Source organism: Mycobacterium sp. NGS64 (assembly GCF_059812245.1).
In genome coordinates this window covers 443,584-460,231 of record NZ_JCALCI010000004.1, presented here as the reverse complement: position 1 = coordinate 460,231, position 16,648 = coordinate 443,584, and the positions used below count along the sequence as shown (strand labels likewise).

Genomic DNA, 16,648 nt, shown 5'->3' with positions numbered 1-16,648 from the left:
GCATTTGTGGAACTAACTGCTAGAAACAGCAGAACTCGGGTTTAGCGCGTCACAAATTGGTTAACATTGTGACCGGTATCTCAGTTGGCTAATCGGGAGAGCCTTCGAGGGGAGACGGCCATGTCTTTTGTAATTGCTGCGCCAGAAACGGTCGAGGCAGTCGCCGGAGATTTGGCCGGCCTCGGTTCCACATTGCGAGAGGCCACCGCGGCCGCGGCGGGCCAGACCACGGCCATCACCACGGCTGCCGCGGATGACGTGTCGCTCGCCATCTCGGAGTTGTTCGGCACATATGGGCAGCAATTCCAGGCGATGAGCGCTCAGGCGGCGGCATTTCACAACGAATTTGTGAGCCTGTTGAACGGCGGGGCGGCGGCCTACCTCGGCGCCGAGATCGCCAATGCGCAGCAGATGATGACCGCGAGCGGCGCTGCAGCGTCCGACCCACTGCTCGGCGGGCTTCTCGGCGGGGGCGGCCTGCTCGGCGGGGGCGGGCTGCTCGGCGGTTCGTCCGGCGGCGGCGGCCTGCTGGGCGGACTGGACGGACTGCTCGGCCTGGGCACCGGTGGGGGTGGGCTGCTCGGCGGCCTGAACAGCAGCTTGAGCCAGCTCTTCGGCCCCTTCAACAGCATCGGTACTCAATTCGCCAACGGGTTGGGTTCACTATTTCTCAACCCGGCGATCCTCAATGCCTTCCCCACCCTCAGCGACTTCTTCGGACCGTTCAACCTCGGCAACTTAACGCCTGGCCTGAGCCTCACCTCGGGTCCCCTCGGCGCCTTGCTGGGGCCGACACTCAACGGCGTCGGACTGGACGTCGGTAACTTCTTCTCCAACGAGCTGAGCAACGGGGTAACGCTCTCTAACCTTGCGGGCGTTGGCACCGGCCTCTTCCAAGACGTGCCGCTACTGCAGGGTCTGGTGAATTCGTTGTTCCCAGGGCTGTTCGCGCCGGTGCCACCCGGCAGCCCGGCCCCCTACCCCAACCCGTACACCGTCCTCTTCCAGCACACGGCGACGAATTTGAGCCTGATGGGCGCGCAATTCGCGAGCCATCCGTTCCCGATCGTCAGTCAGATCATCGCCAACCAGAGCCACTACGCGCAGCTCATCGCGAGTGCGATCACCTACGACCTGCCCGGGTTCCCGGCGAACGTGCCGGCGAACGTCCAGATCGCCGTGCAGGGCGCTGCGACCTTCAACCCGGCGGCCATCGGACAGGATTTCGTCGGCGGCACCACCGGCTTCTGGGGGACCGTCGGCTCGTCGCTCACCAAGATGGGCTCGGACCTGCAGGGCACATTGCCCGCCGCGCTCCGCGACATGTCGGAGGCCCGGGACGCCGTAGCCGTCGGCAACTACTTCGCGGCGGTGCAGGACGCGGCGCACGCGCCGATCGACCTGTTCATCACCGGATTCGATACCAGCCACTTGGCGATCAGCGGCAGTGTCACCAGCCTCCTCCCGCCGGTCTTCGACGTCACCATTGCGGGACCGGTCGGGTTGGAGGGCCCGGTGGCCGACTTGCTGCCGATCCTGACAGCGATAGGACAGCAGCCGGTGGGCGTGGCCAGCCTGGCCCCGCACGGGTCCATCCCGGGAATGATGTTGGGCAACTTCGCCAACGCGATCGACACACTCGTCAACGCAAACGTCACAGCGAATTTCGCCCTAACCACGACGGTCTTGCCTCTAGGCGTCACCCTTGCGGGCCAGGCCGTATTCGGGTTGCCGTTGCAGCTGGGCTTCGCAATTCTGGGCCCGCCGTTCGCCATGGCGAACGGAATCGCCTACGGCGCGACGGCCTTCGGTGCGGCTGCGCAGACAGGCAACGTCCTGGGAATGTTGAACGCAATCGGGGACATGCCTGCCTTCGCCCTGGACGGCCTCCTCAACGGACAGCTACTCGTGGATCTGCCGCTGCCCATCACGGTGTCGGCCCCGGGGGTGGGCTCTGTCACGCTGCCGGCCATAGCCCACGTGCCGTTCGACGGGCTTCTTACTCCGCCCGAGCCGCTTACGGTCACAATTCCGTTGGACCTTCTCGGCATCAATATCCCCATAAACCAGACCCTCGGCGGCACGGAATTCGGCGGCCTCTTCCCGACGCTGTTCATCACCATTCCGGACGCGATAGCCGCGGCGATCACCCCCACCGGCTAGCCGGATCGCTCGGACTGCGGTCAAAACCCAGCATTCTGGGTGCGTGTGGGCCCCGCATTTGCGAATATGGTCGCGTATGCGGAAGGGGTGTGAGTCGAGGGGGAAGGTATGTCCTTTCTAGTCGCCGAGCCGGAAATCGTGTCGGCGGCGGCCCAGAGTTTGGCAGGGATCGGCTCCAGCCTCGACGAGGCCCCCTCGGCGGCGGCGGGCTCCACCACCAGCCTCGCCGCCGCGGGCGCCGACGACGTGTCGACCGCGATCTCGCGCCTATTCGGCTTGTACGGTAAGCAATTTCAGGCTTTGAGCGCCCAGGCGGCGGCGTTTCACAACGAATTCTCGAACCTGTTGAACGGCGGGGCGGCCGCATACCTCAGCACCGAGATCGCCAACGCGGCCAACGCAATGAGCGCGCCCGCCGCGGCCACCGATCCGATCCTCGGTGGCCTGGCCCCGATCCTCGGCGGTGGCAGCGGCGGCGGGGTTCTGGGCGGCCTGCTCGGCGGAAGCCCCGTGGGCTCGATCTTCAGCGGAGCCGGCCAGCAGATCGGTTCCTTCTTGACCGCTCAGTGGGACGGGATCGAGGTCAGGCTGCTGCCGGGACTGTTCGCGGCCGGCACGACCGCCTCCCAAGCCGGCGGGCCGTGGCAGACGCTCTTCGCCAACACCGGCGCCAACCTGCAAACCATCTACAACGACTGGATGTCCGACCCGTTTCCCGCCCTGCGGCAGGTCATCAGCAACCAGAACGGCTACGCGCACACCGTCGGCACGGTGGTGGCCAGCCAGCTGCAGAACTTCCCCACCACGTTGGCCAACATTCCGGCCAACATCCAGATCAGCATCCAGGGGACATCGACCTTTGTGCCCGCGATGGAATCGTTCATCAACCAGCAGAACAGCTACAACCAGGCGACCAACGCGGCCCTGCAACAGTTCGGCGCGGACCTGCAGAAAACCCTCCCCGTGTTCGAACGCGACCTGGGCACGGCCGGCAATTCGGTCATGACGGGCGACTACCACGGCGCCGTTCAGGCGGTCCCGCGCGCATTCCTGGATCTGTTCCTCAGCGGAATCGACATCAAGGCGATCGGGGTCGACCCCAGCAACCCGTCGCTGCTCAGCGCGCCTTCGTACACGATCGAGGGCCCGGCGGGGGACCTTCTTCCCCTGGCCTCGATCTCGGCCGAACAGCAACAGTCCCTCGTCAACCTGCTCCCGCCGGGCTCGATCCCCCAACAGATGGCGCAGAACTTCGTCAACGCCTTCAACACATCCACCCTGCCGCTGGGCTTCGCCATCATCGGCCCGCCGATCGCCACCCTGGACGGACTCGCGACGGGCGCCACGGTGTTCGGGGCGGCACTTCAGACCGGAAACGGAGTCGCGGCGGTCGGCGCACTCGTAGACATGCCCGCCTACGCCCTGAACGGCTTCCTCAACGGCCATACCGTCATCGACCTGACAATCCCGGTCGCCGAGACGGTGACGATCGGCGCCTTCCCGCCGCTCCTCCCGGGCATCACGATCGTCCCCGCCAACACGCCGATCGTGGTGCACATGCCTTTCGATGGGATTCTCACTCCGCCACAACCGATCTCGGCGACCATGGAGGTCTCCCCGGGTATCGGCCAGCCCCTTCAGGTCGTCACCGTCACCTTGGGCGGAACGGAATTCGGCGGCCTGATCCCCGAATTGGTGAACTTCATGCCACGGCAGATCGCCGAGGCTATCGCACCGTAGGCGGCCTGTGGCGCACCCGTGCCGCGAAGGTGCAACTACCGACGCGTTGCCCGACTGGGCCTGTCGGCAGTTGCACTTTCGCGAATGTGCGGCCTACTTCTGCTCATACGTCCCGTAGATGTAGGCGCGCGCGATCGCGTGTTGGAACAGGTTGAACCCGAGGAACGCCGGGCTGGCGTCTTCGGGCAGGTCGAGCTTCTCGACGTCCACGGCGTGCACCGCGACGTAGTAACGATGCGGGCCGTGCCCCGGCGGCGGCGCGGCGCCGACGTAGCGGCGCATGCCGGCGTCGTTCACCAAAGTCAGTGCGCCGCCGGGCAAATCGCTGCCGTCGCCGGCGTTGTCGGGTAGCTCGGTGACGTCGACGGGCAAGTTGGCCACCGCCCAGTGCCAGAACCCGGACAGCGTCGGGGCGTCCGGGTCGTAGACGGTGACGGCGAAGCTGCGGGTCTCCTGAGGGAACCCCGACCAGCTCAACTGCGGGCTGACGTCCTCCCCGCCGGCGCCCATGATCCCGCTGACTTGCGGGGTGGCCAGCGGCTGCCCGTTGGTGATCGAATTCGAATTCAGTGTGAACGACGGCAGTTTCGGCAGCGCGTCGTACGGGTCGGCCGGCAGGCTCATGGGCGATCCTCTCTTTGGTTGTCTGCTAGCAGTGTGTCAGGAAGTGTTCCAGCACCTCGGTGCCGAACCTCAGCGCATCGATGGGTACCCGTTCGTCGACGCCATGGAACAGCGCGGCGAAGTCCAGGTCCGGCGGCAGCCGCAGCGGGCTGAAGCCGAAACAGCGAATCCCCAAGCGCGCAAAGGATTTCGCGTCGGTGCCACCGGAAAGCATGTAGGGCACCGTCCGGCCGTCCGGGTCGACCGCCAGCACGGCGGCGTTCATGGCATCGACCAGCTCACCGTCGAAGCTCGTCTCGTACGACGGCAGGTCCCTGATCCATTCGCGGGTCACGCTGGGGCCGATCAGCTGGTCCACCTCGGCCTCGAACGCCGCCTTGCGGCCGGGCAGGATGCGGCAGTCCACCACCGCCTCCGCCGTCGCGGGGATGACGTTCGCCTTGTACCCGGCCTTGAGCATCGTCGGGTTGGCGGTGTCGTGCAGGACGGCCTTCAGCATGCGGGCCATCGGGCCGAGCTTGTCGATCGTCCCCGCCAGGTCGTCCGAATGGATGTCGAAGCTCAAGCCGGTCTCCTCGCTGACGGCGGCCAGGAACTGCTCGACGGTGTCGGTCACCACCAGCGGAAACTGGTGCCTGCCCAGCCGGGCGACCGCCTCGGCGACGGCAGTGACGGCGTTCTGGTCGTGCACCATCGACCCGTGTCCGGCCGGGCCCTGGGCGCTCAGCCGCATCCACGACATCGCCTTCTCGGCCGTCTCGATCAGGTAGAGCCGGCGCTCTCCCCCGTCGCGGCGCGGCACGGTCAGGGAGAACCCGCCTACTTCGCCGATCGCCTCGGTGACGCCATCGAACAGCTCCGGCCGGTTGTTCACCAGCCATTGCGCCCCGTAGTGACCGCCGTGCTCCTCGTCGGCGACGAACGCGAACACGAGATCGCGGGGCGGCACGATGCCGGCCCGCTTCAAGTGTCGGGCGACCACGATCATCATGCCGACCATGTCCTTCATGTCGACCGCGCCGCGGCCCCAGACGAAGCCGTCCCGGATCGCGCCCGAAAACGGGTGCACAGTCCAATCGGCGGGCTCGGCGGGGACCACGTCGAGATGCCCGTGGATCAGCAGGGCGCCGCGCGAGCTGTCCGCGCCCGGTAGGCGGGCGAACACGTTGCCGCGGCCGGGGGCGCCGGACTCGACGTACTGCGGCAGGTAGCCGACCTCTTGGAGCTGCTCGGCGACCCATTGCGCGCACTCGGCCTCGCCCCGCGTGGTCTCGGGTTCACCGGTGTTGGTGGTGTCGAACCGGATCAGCTTGCTGACGACCTCGACCACGTCATCGAAGCGATTGGACGGCAGCTCGGTGTGATCGGTCACAACCACCTTTCCTACCACTGCCGGCGCCGCCGGGCTCGGCCCGGAACCCCCGCCCCGCGGCGAGCTAACTTGGGTCCGCGCGGGCCGATCCGATAGCCTTAGCTGCCAACTCTCGTTGGTCTTGTCCGAGTGGCGGAATGGCAGACGCGCTAGCTTGAGGTGCTAGTGCCCTACTAATGGGCGTGGGGGTTCAAGTCCCCCCTCGGACACACGACTGAGGCGAGCGAAATGAACGCTCGCGTTCATTTCCGAGCCGATGGAGTCTGTTGAGCGGCGAAGCCGCGCCGCGATCACACATCCAGGCTCGCGTACACCTCGGCGTATCGGCCCGTGGTCACCTCGCATCCGGCTTGCGCGGTCGTTGCCGCAGCCACTAGTGATATGTACAAATCAGGGTTAAGTGAGTGTACAGTTCAGGGTGTGGATGTATCCGTGACCGAGTTGCGTGCGCACCTCAGCGATTGGCTCGATCGAGCTCGGGCTGGTGGTGAGGTCGTCATCACCGACCGCGGGATTCCGGTCGCGCGACTCGCTGCGCTGGACAGCACGGGCACCTTGGAGCGTCTCACGGCCGAAGGCGTGATTGGCAAGGCCACCGCGCAGCGGCCTGTCGCTGCCGGACGGTCCGGACCCCGATCGCGGCGGCCGGTGTCTGACCACGTCAGCGACCAGCGGCGCTGACCAGTGCCGCTCGTCTACTTCGACGCCAGCGCCTTCGTCAAACTTCTCACAACCGAGACAGGGAGCTCGCTGGCGTCCGCGCTATGGGACGGCTGCGACGCCGCGTTGTCCAGCCGCCTGGCCTACCCCGAAGTCCGCGCCGCGCTCGCCGCCGCAGCCCGCAATCACGACCTAACCGAATCCGAGCTCTCAGCAGCCGAGCTTGACTGGGAGGACTTCTGGGCCGCTACCCGCCCGGTCGAACTCACCGCGACGGTTGAACAGCACGCCGGCCACCTCGCCCGAGCCTATGCCTTACGCGGAGCCGACGCTGTCCATCTGGCCAGCGCGTTGGCACTCGGCGACCCCGGCTTGATCGTCGCCGTCTGGGACCGACGCCTGCACACCGGAGCCCAAGCCGCCGGGTGCCGAGTCGCTCCCGCCCAACTCGACCACCAGCCCGACCGCCTGACATTAGAGTGAGTCGACCCGAGCACGGACGACGATCAGGTGCCGACTCGCCAGATCTCACCGATGGCGTGTGTTGAGCGGCGAAGCCGCGATCACACAAAAGATTCGCTGTAGAGACAAAAACCGCTTCTGAGGGTGGTCGGAGTGGGTTTTCTGCATTTGCTGACATCGTGGCAGGCGATCAAACATCGCGGTGGCCCACGCAGCGCTGGGCACGTCACTGAACGCGGACCAAGGAAACATCCACGGTGATGATCGCGAGGCGTTGGTCGGCGATGCCGTCGTCGCCGCGCCGGTAGACGCGACGGCGGGTCGGGAAGACGAACTCGTCGAATGTCTTGGGGTCATCGGTGTAGTGCGCCACGGGAGCATTACCGGTCACATCGGGGGCGTAGTCCATCCGACGCAGCATGAAGTGCTGGTCGTAGTAAAAGACCTGATCGGAGTTGTGGTTGGCGTTGTTCGGCGGAAAGTGCACTGCGAGGCGCCGCCAGGTTTCGTCACCTTCCCGCCACGGCCGAATTTCGCTGACCCGCACGCCGGGGTAAGTGAAGCTGAACGGCTGGGTGAAGTAGTTCCAGTTTGCCGCGCTGGTGAAGTAGGCGGTCTGGATCCCATCCCACTTCGTGGATTGCAGGTCAAACGGGGGAAAGCTCGTCCGCGGATCGGTGCGCTCCTCAACGACCTCTCCGCTGGTGGTCCGAACGCATAGCCGTTCTGGCTCCACGTCGAACACTGAACACTGATCGGGCCCAGGAAAAGGCATCGTCGTGATGTGTTCGCGGTGGGCGTCTAGTGAGATCGTCAGCATGGGCGCCAGGTCCGGCTGGCCTCGCAGGGCCCAAAACGGCCCTCCGACCGCGATCTCGGCGGTGACCGCGCTGACGCGGTCCCAGTTCGCCAGCCCGCCGTGGGCGTCCAGCACACTGTCGAGAAGCTCGTTGCTCATCTCAATCTCCTAACTATTGGGGGTCGGCGTTACGGGCGTGGCAATGGATCGCTTGATGAGATCGGCGACCACCTCGGGTTGATCCCATTGGGGCCAGTGGGAGGCGCGATCGATCAGGTGCACTTCAGAGTTCGTGAATAGTGCGCAGATGTGTTGTGCCACATCAGGAGTCAGATTCGGATCATCGCGGCCGAATATCACCGACACCGGCACTTCGACGGTCTGCAGCCTGGCGGATGCGATCACCGCGTCCTGGCGGTCTAGGGCCGCGGGAAGACCGCCGGTCCATGACCGGATTTCGGCAAGCGCATCGGATTGGCTGTTGTCGCCGAAAAATTGCGGCACGATGGAGCTGACGCCGATGCCGTCGGGGGGAAGGCTCCCATCGAGGCCGAAGCGACGGCCGGTGTAGGCCAACAGCCACAACCGCTGATCGGGGTCGTTGACCAGAGCGTCGGTCAACGGTGTAAACGCGGGATCGGCCATCAGAGCGATCATTTCGGGCAACCGAAGGTTCGGCCGCCGCCCGTAGTAAGTGTTCAGTAACACCAGCCGGGCAACGCGTTCCGGACGGGCCAGGGCGAACTCGATGGCTTCCGGTCCCGATGCGTCATGTCCGACCAACACCGCCTGCTCGAGCTGTAGGGCGTCGCAGACGGCCAGCAGCTCTTCTTGACGGTTGATGACGCTCGATTCCCGCGAATCGCGCCGGCTTGAACGCCCGTAGCCGATCCAGTCGAATGTCACCACCCGCTGCGGGTAGACCGGACCGATGAGGCGGTCATAGATACGGGAGTCGTCGGGAAATCCGTGCATCGCCACGATCGCCGGAGTACGGCCCGGATGGTCGCGCACATACAATTGACCACCGTCGTGATCGAGGAGTCGTTCGGTTGGTTCATGCATGGTGCTGGACTTCGTTGTCGCGGCGTCGATCTGGATGGTTTTGCCCGAGTTCGACGGGCACCGGCAGCCTGAGTAGCGACAGCAACTCGGCGAGCTTGGCATCGAGCAGGCCGCCCACCTCGGTGATGCGGGGATCTCCGAAGCTGGCGAAACGTGTCGAGGGTTGGTCGATGCTGAAATGGGTTGCGCCGGATGAATCCTCATAGATTGCGGTGCGCAGCGGGGCATAGAGCATGACCGCCGGATTGTGGCGGTACATCGTCTCCACGACCACGTTATTGCCCATCATGTAGGTCATCACCCGGGTCTTGTGCCCCAGTAGCCGCATCATCGGCGTCGGATCCAAGGACCAAAACCGGGCAAACGTGTGCGGTGTGCGTGCGGCGGTGTAGCGCACCACTTCATCCAGGTCGCCCTTTTTCAGCAGGACCCTCAGTTCATCTGGCCCGATATCGGGGACGAGTGCCTCGTAGCGCTGGCACAGATCGTCGAAACCGCTATCGGAGTCGATCACCAGGCGATTGACCTGGTGGGCAACGATGCGGGTCCCGGCGGGGCCGGCAACAGACGGCGTCACGGATTTAGTCATGGCGGTTCCTCCAACACACCAAGGCGGCGTTTCGTGGACGGCGTCCACTTTTATGTGGACGGCGTCCACTTTATTGCATTACGTGGACGGTGTCCACTAATTTGTGGTGATGGCGAACAAAGCGGCGGATGAAGTGACCGAGGCCGGTCGGCGGCGCCCACGAGGCGCAGTTCGCGACGGAATGCTCGCCGCGGGCGTCGAGCTGGCCCGCGCCGGCGGCCCGGGCGCGGTGGTGCTGCGGGAAGCCGCACGGATGGTCGGGGTGGTGCCCAACGCGGCTTATCGGCACTTCGCCGATCGTGATGAGCTGCTAGCGGCGGTGTGCGCGGAGGCCTTGGGCGAGCTCGCCGCCCGCATGGCAGCTGACGTGGCCCGGGTGCGCGGTGCCTACGGCGATGCCGGTGCCGCGCGCCGTCGCTTCCGCGCGATCTTCCGCGCGTATCTGGAATTTGCCCATGCCGAACCGGGGTTGTTCGCCACCGCGTTCGCCCTTCCCCATCAGCACGCCTACGGAGCCGGGGACCTGGAGGCGCGAAAGGGCCCGTTGCCGCTGGATCAGCTGCGCGTGGCGCTCGACGAGCTGGTTGACGCCGGCGTGCTCGATCCGGCACGCCGCGCCGGGATCGAATACCCCATCTGGGCCACGGTGCACGGGCTGGCAGTGCTCTCCGAGCAGGGTCCACTGCGCGAAGTCCCCGACGCGGCCCGGCGCCGTCTGGAGGAAGCCACCCGCGCATTCATCGAGTCGCGCCTGGCGTGACCCAACCGCTGGCTGATCAGCGGCTCAACTCAAAGACCTCGTGTCGCAGACGGCCAAGTCCCCCCTCACACCCGGTTTTACGACCCGATGCCCCGCTTCGGCGGCGGGTAGACGGCCCGGGCGATCGTCGCCGACAGCCAGCCGATCCCCCATCCGAAGCCAACCAGCAGGAACGTGCGCCGGGTGTCGGCGCCCGCCACCGCCGAAACCCCGATCAAGATGACGGCCCACACCACCGCGCAGGCGATGCTGTAGGACGTGTAGGTGCGCCGACTCATTTCGCTGTTCCTCTCGTGTCGCCGCCAATTCCCCTCGCGCACAAGGCTATCTGAGTGAGGAAACTCACCGCGAGAATCCGTCCCCATAACCTTCTTCGCGAACCTCGACGCCGCACGTAGGCTAGATAAAGGCCAAGCCTGGCGAATGCGACCAATGAACCCACCGAGCGGCTTTCTTCGGCGAACGGCGACGCGCACGTTCCGCGACCGTCGCGAGGCCGGCCGCGTGCTCGCCGAGCAATTGGCGTGTTACCGGGGCGAGGACGATCTACTGGTTTTCGGGCTCGCCCGCGGCGGCGTCCCGGTGGCGTGGGAAATCGCGGCGGCGCTGCACGCCCCGCTCGACGTGTTCCTGGTCCGCAAGCTCGGGGTGCCGCGCTGGCCGGAGCTCGCGATGGGGGCGCTGGCCAGCGGCGGTGCGGTGGTGATGAACGACAACGTGGTTTCGAGCCTGCACATCACGAACGAGCAGGTCCGCGAGGTGATCGCCAGCGAGACGGCCGAACTCCACCGGCGCGAGCAGGCGTACCGGGGCGGCCGCCCCATTGCCGACCCGCGGGACAAGACCGTGATCCTGGTCGACGACGGCATCGCCACGGGAGCCAGCATGCTGGTCGCCGTCCGCGCCCTGCGGGCCGCGGGCCCGCGGTCGATCGTCGTCGCGGTCCCGGTCGGCCCCCCGTCGACGTGCCGCGAGATCGGGCAGGAAGCCGACGACGTGGTGTGCGCGACCATGCCGCCGGGGTTCGAAGCCGTCGGGCAGGTGTACGCCGACTTCCACCAGGTCAGTGACGACGAGGTCCGCGAGCTGCTGAATACGCCGACCCGCTGACGACTACGTGGTGCGGTCCTCGCCGCGGCCGTCGGCGGGCACCGCGGACTCGTCGCTGGTTTCGAGCCCCTGTGACGACTCGCCGACGGTGGTGTCCTCGGCGGCGGTTCGTTCGCCCTCCTCCGGGACTTCCTCGGGGTAATCGACCGTCGCGTCCTCGCCGTCCCCCGCAGCGTCTTCGGCGACTTCGCCGCCGGCGTCGCGCCGCTGGCGTTCCCGCAGGGCGTCGATGATCAGCAGCACCACGCCCAGGACGCTGGCGCCGATGCACACCCAGGCGACCAACTCGTTGCTGGTGACGACCGCGAACACCAACGCGACGAGCCCGATCAGGGCGAGTACCAGCGCAATGATCAGCATCGGCCATCCTCCAGGCGACGAGCGGGACTGCCAGGTCTAGTGCAGTTAATGTGCCGCGTCGTGGCTAGGCGCGGCTGCCAGGCTAGTTATTACCCCGATTGAACTGGTCGAACCCACCGGCGTCGGCGCTGGAGTCGACGGGTGCCGCCGACCCACGCTGGCCGAGTTCCTCGAGCTGAGATTCGAGGTAGGTCTTGAGGCGGGTGCGGTACTCGCGCTCGAACGTGCGCAGCTGCTCGAGGCGGCCCTCCAGCACGGTGCGCTGCTGGTTGATGGTTCCCATGATTTCGGAGTGCTTGCGTTCCGCGTCGGCCTGCAGGGCGTCGGCCTTCTCCTGGGCCTGCCGCAACTGGGTCTCCGAGCGGCTCTGGGCGTCGGCCAGCATCGCGTCGGCACGTTGCCGCGCCTCCGCGACCGTGGTCTCGGCGGTGTGCTTGGCCTCGCTGAGGATCTGGTCGGCATTGGCGCGCGCGTCGGCAAGCATCTTGTCGGATTCCGCCTTGGCGGTGCTGGTGAGCCGGTCGGCGGTGTCCTGGGCCAGGCTCAGCACCCGGGCGGCCTTGAGGGCCTGCTCCTCGTTGGTTCCCGCGGAGGCCGCGGGGGCCGCGGGCGGCGGGGGTGCCACGACGGGCGCCGGCTTGACCGGCTCGGGTTCGGGCTCGTAGGTGGGGATCGCCTGGGTCGGCTGGGCGGCGCCGCCGCCACCCCCGGCGGCCAGCTCGCGGTCCAGCTCCTCGATGCGTTGACGCAGATCGGAGTTCTCCTCGATGAGCCGCGTCAGCTCGTTTTCCACCAGGTCGAGGAAGGCGTCGACCTCGTCTTCGTTGTAACCGCGCTTGCCGATCGGCGGCTTACTGAACGCCACATTGTGGACGTCGGCTGGTGTAAGCGGCATTGTTCGTCCCCTCGAGTTCCTGTCAAACGATCTGGAAAGTGTAGAACGGAGTGGTTGCCGTCGTGCAACTGCCGTCCATCCTGTCACACCAGACCCGGCGGTAGCCGATTAGCCCAATAATTAAGAACCAATTTCAAACACTAAGACCAATAAAATCCAAACCCTTAAAGTTTTTAAATCGCGGCCGCCGAACCGACGCTAAAACGTGGCCGAACCGTCTCCGGGCTCCGTCGGCGCGCTCACGGCGCGGCTCCCGCCGCGGCGCCGAACGCCAGTTGCATGCCGATGAACGCGACCAGCAGCAGCACCATGATCGACAGGTCGAAGCGGACCGCCCCGATGGTGAGCTGCGGAATCAGCCGCCGCAGCAGTTTCACCGGCGGGTCGGTGATCGACATGATGATCTCGAGAACCACCACGGTGATGCCGGTCGGATGCCAGTCGCGGCTGAACGAACGGATGAACTCGACGACGACCCGGGCGATCAGCAGCAGCCAGAAGATGAACAGCGCGAACCCAAGGATCTGAAAGAACAGCACCAACTCCGACGCCCCGACCTAACCGATGAGATGACCCGAATATCAGCCGCCAGCGTACCGAGTCAACGGTGCGGGCACACATCTCACGGCCGCCGACCTGCTAGCCGGCGGCCGGGGAGCGCCTATTGGTAAGCGTAAAAGCCGGTTTCGGCGATCCGGCGACGCTCCTCGGGTGACACGTCGACGTCGGCGGGCGACAGCAGGAACACCTTGGTCGCGACCTTGTCGAACGAGCCGCGCAGCGCGAAGGCCAGGCCGGCCGCGAAGTCGACGAGCCGCTTCGCGTCGGCGTTGTCCATCGACACCAGGTCCATGATGACCGGGGTGCCGTCGCGGAACCGCTCGCCGATGGTGCGCGCCTCGCTGTAGTCCTTGGGCCGCAGCGTGGTGATCTTCGACAGCGGGCTGCCTTCTTCGAACAGCATCGCCATCCGGCGCGGGTCCATCGCCAGCGCGCCGCGCGTGGAGTTCCGCAGCCACGACCCGAGGCGCGGGCGGCCCATCTCCGGGCGGTCGAATTCGCGGGGGCTGTAGCCCCGCTCCTCCGGGTAGCCGCCGCGGTAGCTCGGCGGGTAGTCGGCGGGCTCGCCGCGCGGGTCGTCGAAGTCGCGCCCGTCATAGCGCCCGTAGCCGTCGTCGAAACGCGGGCGGGGGAATCCGCGAGAGGGCGCCCGGTCGTCGTAGTACTCGTCGTCGTAGTCCTCCATCGGAGCCATACCGAAGTAGGCCTTGACTTTGTGCAGTGTGCTCATCGCTTAACCCTTCTAGCCCCTGGGATTATTGGTGTCTGTGATGAAGGTGTGACTACAGTGACTAATTACGGTGACGGTAGCCGCCGCGGACCCAATAGCGCGGTACCGACACGCACACATGTCGAACCATGTTTGACGGCGATTTCGAAGTCGCTGGACATGCCGGCGGACAAGCCCACCGCATCCGGGTGCGATTCGAGCACCCGGCGGTGCTCCGATCGCAGCAGGCCGAAGGCCCGCTCGGGGTCCCAGTCGAGCGGCGGGATGCCCATCAAGCCGAGCAGCTTCAGGCTTTTGGAGTCCGCGACCTGCCCGCAGACCTGATCGAGGGCGCCGGGCCCGGTGATGTCGACGCCCCCGCGGGACACGTCGCCGTCGAGGCTGACTTCGACGTAGACGCGCAGCGGCTCGGACCGGCGTCCCTCCGACAGCGCCGTCGACACCGCCCGATCGAGCGCGGTCACCAGCCGGGTGCTGTCGACCGAGTGGGCGGTGTGCGCCCAGTTGGCCAGCGACCGCGCCTTATTGCGCTGAATGCGGCCGACCATGTGCCAGTGCATATTCGGCAAGTCCGCAAGCGCCGAACTAGCGGCCAACCGCGCGACTTCGGCGACCTTCGCCGCGGCTTCCTGGTCGCGGGATTCGCCAACGCATCGACAACCCAATCGGGACAAAATCGCTACATCGGTTGCTGGAAAGAATTTGGTAATGGGGAGAAGTTCAATTTCGCTGACATTGCGGCCCGCCGCTTCCGCGGCCGCCGCAAGTCGGGAACGCACCGCGGCCAATGCGTGCGTCAATTCCGTTTCGCGGTCTTGCCCGGCCGCCATGTCCCCCGCCATGAAGGTCACTCCATCCAGACCAGCGACGCCAGCCGACCGGTCGGCGCGTCGCGGCGATGACTGAACAGGGTCGGATCGGCCACCGTGCAGCGGGGGTCGACGTCGATCGCCGTGACACCCAAATCCCTTAGCTGGCAAGCGATTCCGGCACGAAGATCCAGTCCGGGGGTGCCGGATGACGTGGTGGTCCGGCTGCCCGGCAGCGCCGCCTCGACCTCGTCGGCCATCGCGGCGGGCACCTCGTAGTTGCGGCCGCTGACCGCCGGCCCGAGCAGCGCCGAGATGTCGCCGGCCTGCGCGCCGAGCCCGAGCATCGCCTCCACCGTGCGCGCCACCACACCGCGCTGCGCGCCGACGCGACCGGCGTGCACGGCAGCGACCACGCCGGCGCGCGCGTCGGCCATCAGCACCGGAACGCAGTCGGCGGTCACCACCGCCAGCGCCAATCGCGGGGTGCTCGTCACCAGCGCGTCGGTGCCGTCGACCGCGGAGCTCCGCGGACCGTCGACCACCTCGAGCCGATCGCCATGGATTTGGTTCATCCACACGAGCCGATCGGCGCCGAGCCCGAGGGCAGCGGCCAGCCGGGATCGGTTGGCGGCCACCGCGGCCGGGTCGTCACCGACGTGGTCACCCAGGTTGAAGGTGTCGAACGGCGGCGCCGAGACACCGCCCGCGCGGGTGGTGGTCACCCGCCGGATGCGAACGCTCACGTGACCAGTATCCGGACGGCCGGGCCGTTCCCGTGTCACGCGCACGGCGTCAGCGGCGCATGAACGGCGGCACGTCGACGTCGTCGTCGTCGCCGCCAATACTCAACGTCGCGCCGTTGGTGTGCACCGGCACGCTCACCGCGTCGACGGGTTCGAACAGCGTCGAGGTGAGCTTGCCGGCCTTCGCCGACTCGATCCGGTGCGCCCCGGCCTTCTCCCCGGCGCCGATCACCGGCTTGCGTCCCGGCCCGCTGGCCTCGAACCCGGCGGCGATGACGGTGACGCGCACCTCGTCGCCCAGCGAGTCGTCGATGACGGTGCCGAAGATGATGTTGGCGTCCTGGTGTGCGGCGTCCTGGACCAGCGAGGCGGCCTCGTTGATCTCGAACAGGCCCAGGTCGCTGCCGCCGGCGATCGACATCAGCACGCCCTGGGCGCCCTCCATCGACGCCTCCAGCAGCGGCGAGTTGATCGCGATCTCGGCGGCCTTGAGCGAGCGGCCCTCGCCGCGGGCCGAGCCGATGCCCATCAGGGCGGTGCCCGCGCCGGACATGATCCCCTTGACGTCGGCGAAGTCGACGTTGATCAGGCCGGGTGTGGTGATCAGGTCGGTGATGCCCTGCACGCCGTTGAGCAGCACCTCGTCGGCGCTGCGGAACGCGTCCATCAGCGATACCGCGGCGTCGCCCATCTGCAGCAGCCGGTCGTTGGGGATCACGATGAGCGTGTCGCAGCTCTCCCGCAGCGCGGCGATGCCGCTTTCGGCCTGATTGCCGCGCCGCTTGCCCTCGAAGGAGAACGGCCGGGTGACCACGCCGACGGTCAGCGCGCCGAGCTTGCGGGCAATGCTGGCGACGACGGGCGCCCCGCCGGTGCCGGTGCCGCCGCCCTCGCCGGCGGTGACGAAGACCATGTCAGCCCCGCGCAGCAGCTCTTCAATCTCGTCCTTGGCGTCCTCGGCGGCCCGGCGCCCGACCTCAGGGTCGGCCCCGGCGCCCAGCCCGCGGGTGGAGTCGCGCCCGACGTCGAGCTTGACGTCGGCGTCACTCATCAACAGCGCCTGGGCGTCGGTGTTGATGGCGATGAACTCCACGCCCTTGAGGCCCTGCTCGATCATCCGGTTGACGGCGTTGACGCCGCCGCCACCGATACCCACAACCTTGATGACGGCCAGGTAGTTGTGCGGGGGGGTCATCATTACTT

The 16,648-nt window shown here is 66.8% G+C and carries 17 protein-coding genes, 1 tRNA gene and 2 pseudogenes; 7 read left to right on the top strand and 13 right to left on the bottom strand.

All coding sequences use genetic code 11. The features are described 5' to 3' along the window. Nucleotides 1-120: 120 nt before the first annotated feature. Nucleotides 121-2,163 carry a PE family protein gene (locus AC5Y4S_RS20115; protein ID WP_500034391.1) on the top strand — a complete coding sequence of 681 codons (2,043 nt, stop codon included), beginning with the start codon at nt 121-123 and terminating at the stop codon, nt 2,161-2,163. Nucleotides 2,164-2,271: 108 nt separating this feature from the next. Next, a complete protein-coding gene (locus tag AC5Y4S_RS20110; RefSeq protein ID WP_500034390.1) occupies nt 2,272-3,903 on the top strand; it encodes a PE family protein in 1,632 nt (543 codons plus the stop codon). 93 nt (nt 3,904-3,996) lie between these two features. On the opposite strand, the gene AC5Y4S_RS20105 is transcribed toward AC5Y4S_RS20110, so the two are convergent. Together AC5Y4S_RS20105 and AC5Y4S_RS20100 are read right to left on the bottom strand one after the other, a co-directional pair. Further along, nucleotides 3,997-4,527, bottom strand: coding sequence for a YbhB/YbcL family Raf kinase inhibitor-like protein (locus AC5Y4S_RS20105; RefSeq protein WP_500034389.1), 531 nt, complete (start codon nt 4,525-4,527; stop codon nt 3,997-3,999). 25 nt (nt 4,528-4,552) lie between these two features. Further along, nucleotides 4,553-5,899, bottom strand: a complete 1,347-nt coding sequence (locus AC5Y4S_RS20100) for a M20/M25/M40 family metallo-hydrolase (protein WP_500034388.1) — start codon at nt 5,897-5,899, stop codon at nt 4,553-4,555. A 123-nt stretch (nt 5,900-6,022) separates the two neighbouring features. Here AC5Y4S_RS20100 and AC5Y4S_RS20095 point away from each other — a divergent pair. The 3 genes and pseudogenes from AC5Y4S_RS20095 to AC5Y4S_RS20085 all read left to right on the top strand — a co-directional run bounded on the left by AC5Y4S_RS20095 (nt 6,023) and on the right by AC5Y4S_RS20085 (nt 7,042). Then, nucleotides 6,023-6,108 (top strand) — tRNA-Leu (locus tag AC5Y4S_RS20095). Nucleotides 6,109-6,274: 166 nt separating this feature from the next. Then, a pseudogene (locus tag AC5Y4S_RS20090) lies at nt 6,275-6,580 on the top strand (type II toxin-antitoxin system Phd/YefM family antitoxin); the annotation flags it as partial. Nucleotides 6,581-6,583: 3 nt separating this feature from the next. Further along, the gene (locus AC5Y4S_RS20085) at nt 6,584-7,042 is read left to right on the top strand and encodes a type II toxin-antitoxin system VapC family toxin (protein ID WP_500034387.1); all 459 of its coding nucleotides are present in this window, start codon (nt 6,584-6,586) and stop codon (nt 7,040-7,042) included. 205 nt (nt 7,043-7,247) lie between these two features. Here AC5Y4S_RS20085 and AC5Y4S_RS20080 read toward each other — a convergent pair whose 3' ends face one another. The 3 genes from AC5Y4S_RS20080 to AC5Y4S_RS20070 are packed head-to-tail and all read right to left on the bottom strand — an operon-like array spanning nt 7,248 to nt 9,474. Next, nucleotides 7,248-7,979: a hypothetical protein gene (locus AC5Y4S_RS20080; RefSeq protein WP_500034386.1), complete on the bottom strand. Its 732-nt coding sequence runs from the start codon at nt 7,977-7,979 to the stop codon at nt 7,248-7,250. A 9-nt stretch (nt 7,980-7,988) separates the two neighbouring features. After that, a complete protein-coding gene (locus AC5Y4S_RS20075; protein WP_500034385.1) occupies nt 7,989-8,885 on the bottom strand; it encodes an alpha/beta fold hydrolase in 897 nt (298 codons plus the stop codon). Then, on the bottom strand, nt 8,878-9,474 hold the full coding sequence (locus AC5Y4S_RS20070) for a DUF302 domain-containing protein (RefSeq protein ID WP_500034384.1): 597 nt from the start codon (nt 9,472-9,474) through the stop codon (nt 8,878-8,880). Before AC5Y4S_RS20070 ends, AC5Y4S_RS20075 begins: the two co-directional genes overlap by 8 nt. Nucleotides 9,475-9,583: 109 nt before the next feature. On the opposite strand from AC5Y4S_RS20070, the gene AC5Y4S_RS20065 reads away from it, so the two are divergent. Beyond that, on the top strand, nt 9,584-10,234 hold the full coding sequence (locus tag AC5Y4S_RS20065) for a TetR/AcrR family transcriptional regulator (RefSeq protein WP_500034383.1): 651 nt from the start codon (nt 9,584-9,586) through the stop codon (nt 10,232-10,234). 77 nt (nt 10,235-10,311) lie between these two features. Here the strand turns inward: AC5Y4S_RS20065 and AC5Y4S_RS20060 are convergent, their stop codons facing one another. Beyond that, the gene (locus AC5Y4S_RS20060) at nt 10,312-10,512 is read right to left on the bottom strand and encodes a hypothetical protein (protein WP_500034382.1); all 201 of its coding nucleotides are present in this window, start codon (nt 10,510-10,512) and stop codon (nt 10,312-10,314) included. Nucleotides 10,513-10,642: 130 nt separating this feature from the next. Between AC5Y4S_RS20060 and AC5Y4S_RS20055 the strand changes: the two are divergent. Then, a pseudogene (locus AC5Y4S_RS20055) lies at nt 10,643-11,344 on the top strand (phosphoribosyltransferase); the annotation flags it as partial. A 3-nt stretch (nt 11,345-11,347) separates the two neighbouring features. On the opposite strand, the gene AC5Y4S_RS20050 reads toward AC5Y4S_RS20055, so the two are convergent. The 7 genes from AC5Y4S_RS20050 to ftsZ all read right to left on the bottom strand — a co-directional run bounded on the left by AC5Y4S_RS20050 (nt 11,348) and on the right by ftsZ (nt 16,640). Then, entirely contained in the window at nt 11,348-11,704 is a 357-nt protein-coding gene (locus AC5Y4S_RS20050) for a hypothetical protein (protein WP_500034381.1), read from the bottom strand. A gap of 82 nt (nt 11,705-11,786) precedes the next feature. Then, nucleotides 11,787-12,599, bottom strand: a complete 813-nt coding sequence (gene wag31, locus AC5Y4S_RS20045; RefSeq protein ID WP_067149887.1) for a DivIVA-like cell division protein Wag31 — start codon at nt 12,597-12,599, stop codon at nt 11,787-11,789. Between the two features lie 239 nt (nt 12,600-12,838). Beyond that, nucleotides 12,839-13,141, bottom strand: coding sequence for a YggT family protein (locus AC5Y4S_RS20040; protein WP_067149893.1), 303 nt, complete (start codon nt 13,139-13,141; stop codon nt 12,839-12,841). A gap of 119 nt (nt 13,142-13,260) precedes the next feature. Then, on the bottom strand, nt 13,261-13,890 hold the full coding sequence (locus AC5Y4S_RS20035; protein ID WP_068108493.1) for a cell division protein SepF: 630 nt from the start codon (nt 13,888-13,890) through the stop codon (nt 13,261-13,263). A 65-nt stretch (nt 13,891-13,955) separates the two neighbouring features. Next, nucleotides 13,956-14,732, bottom strand: a complete 777-nt coding sequence (locus AC5Y4S_RS20030) for a YggS family pyridoxal phosphate-dependent enzyme (RefSeq protein WP_500034630.1) — start codon at nt 14,730-14,732, stop codon at nt 13,956-13,958. A gap of 5 nt (nt 14,733-14,737) precedes the next feature. Continuing rightward, nucleotides 14,738-15,445 (bottom strand): peptidoglycan editing factor PgeF, encoded by a 708-nt coding sequence (pgeF, locus tag AC5Y4S_RS20025; protein WP_500034380.1) that lies wholly within the window; start codon nt 15,443-15,445, stop codon nt 14,738-14,740. A 49-nt stretch (nt 15,446-15,494) separates the two neighbouring features. Next, nucleotides 15,495-16,640 (bottom strand): cell division protein FtsZ, encoded by a 1,146-nt coding sequence (gene ftsZ, locus AC5Y4S_RS20020; RefSeq protein WP_068108701.1) that lies wholly within the window; start codon nt 16,638-16,640, stop codon nt 15,495-15,497. Nucleotides 16,641-16,648: the final 8 nt, after the last annotated feature.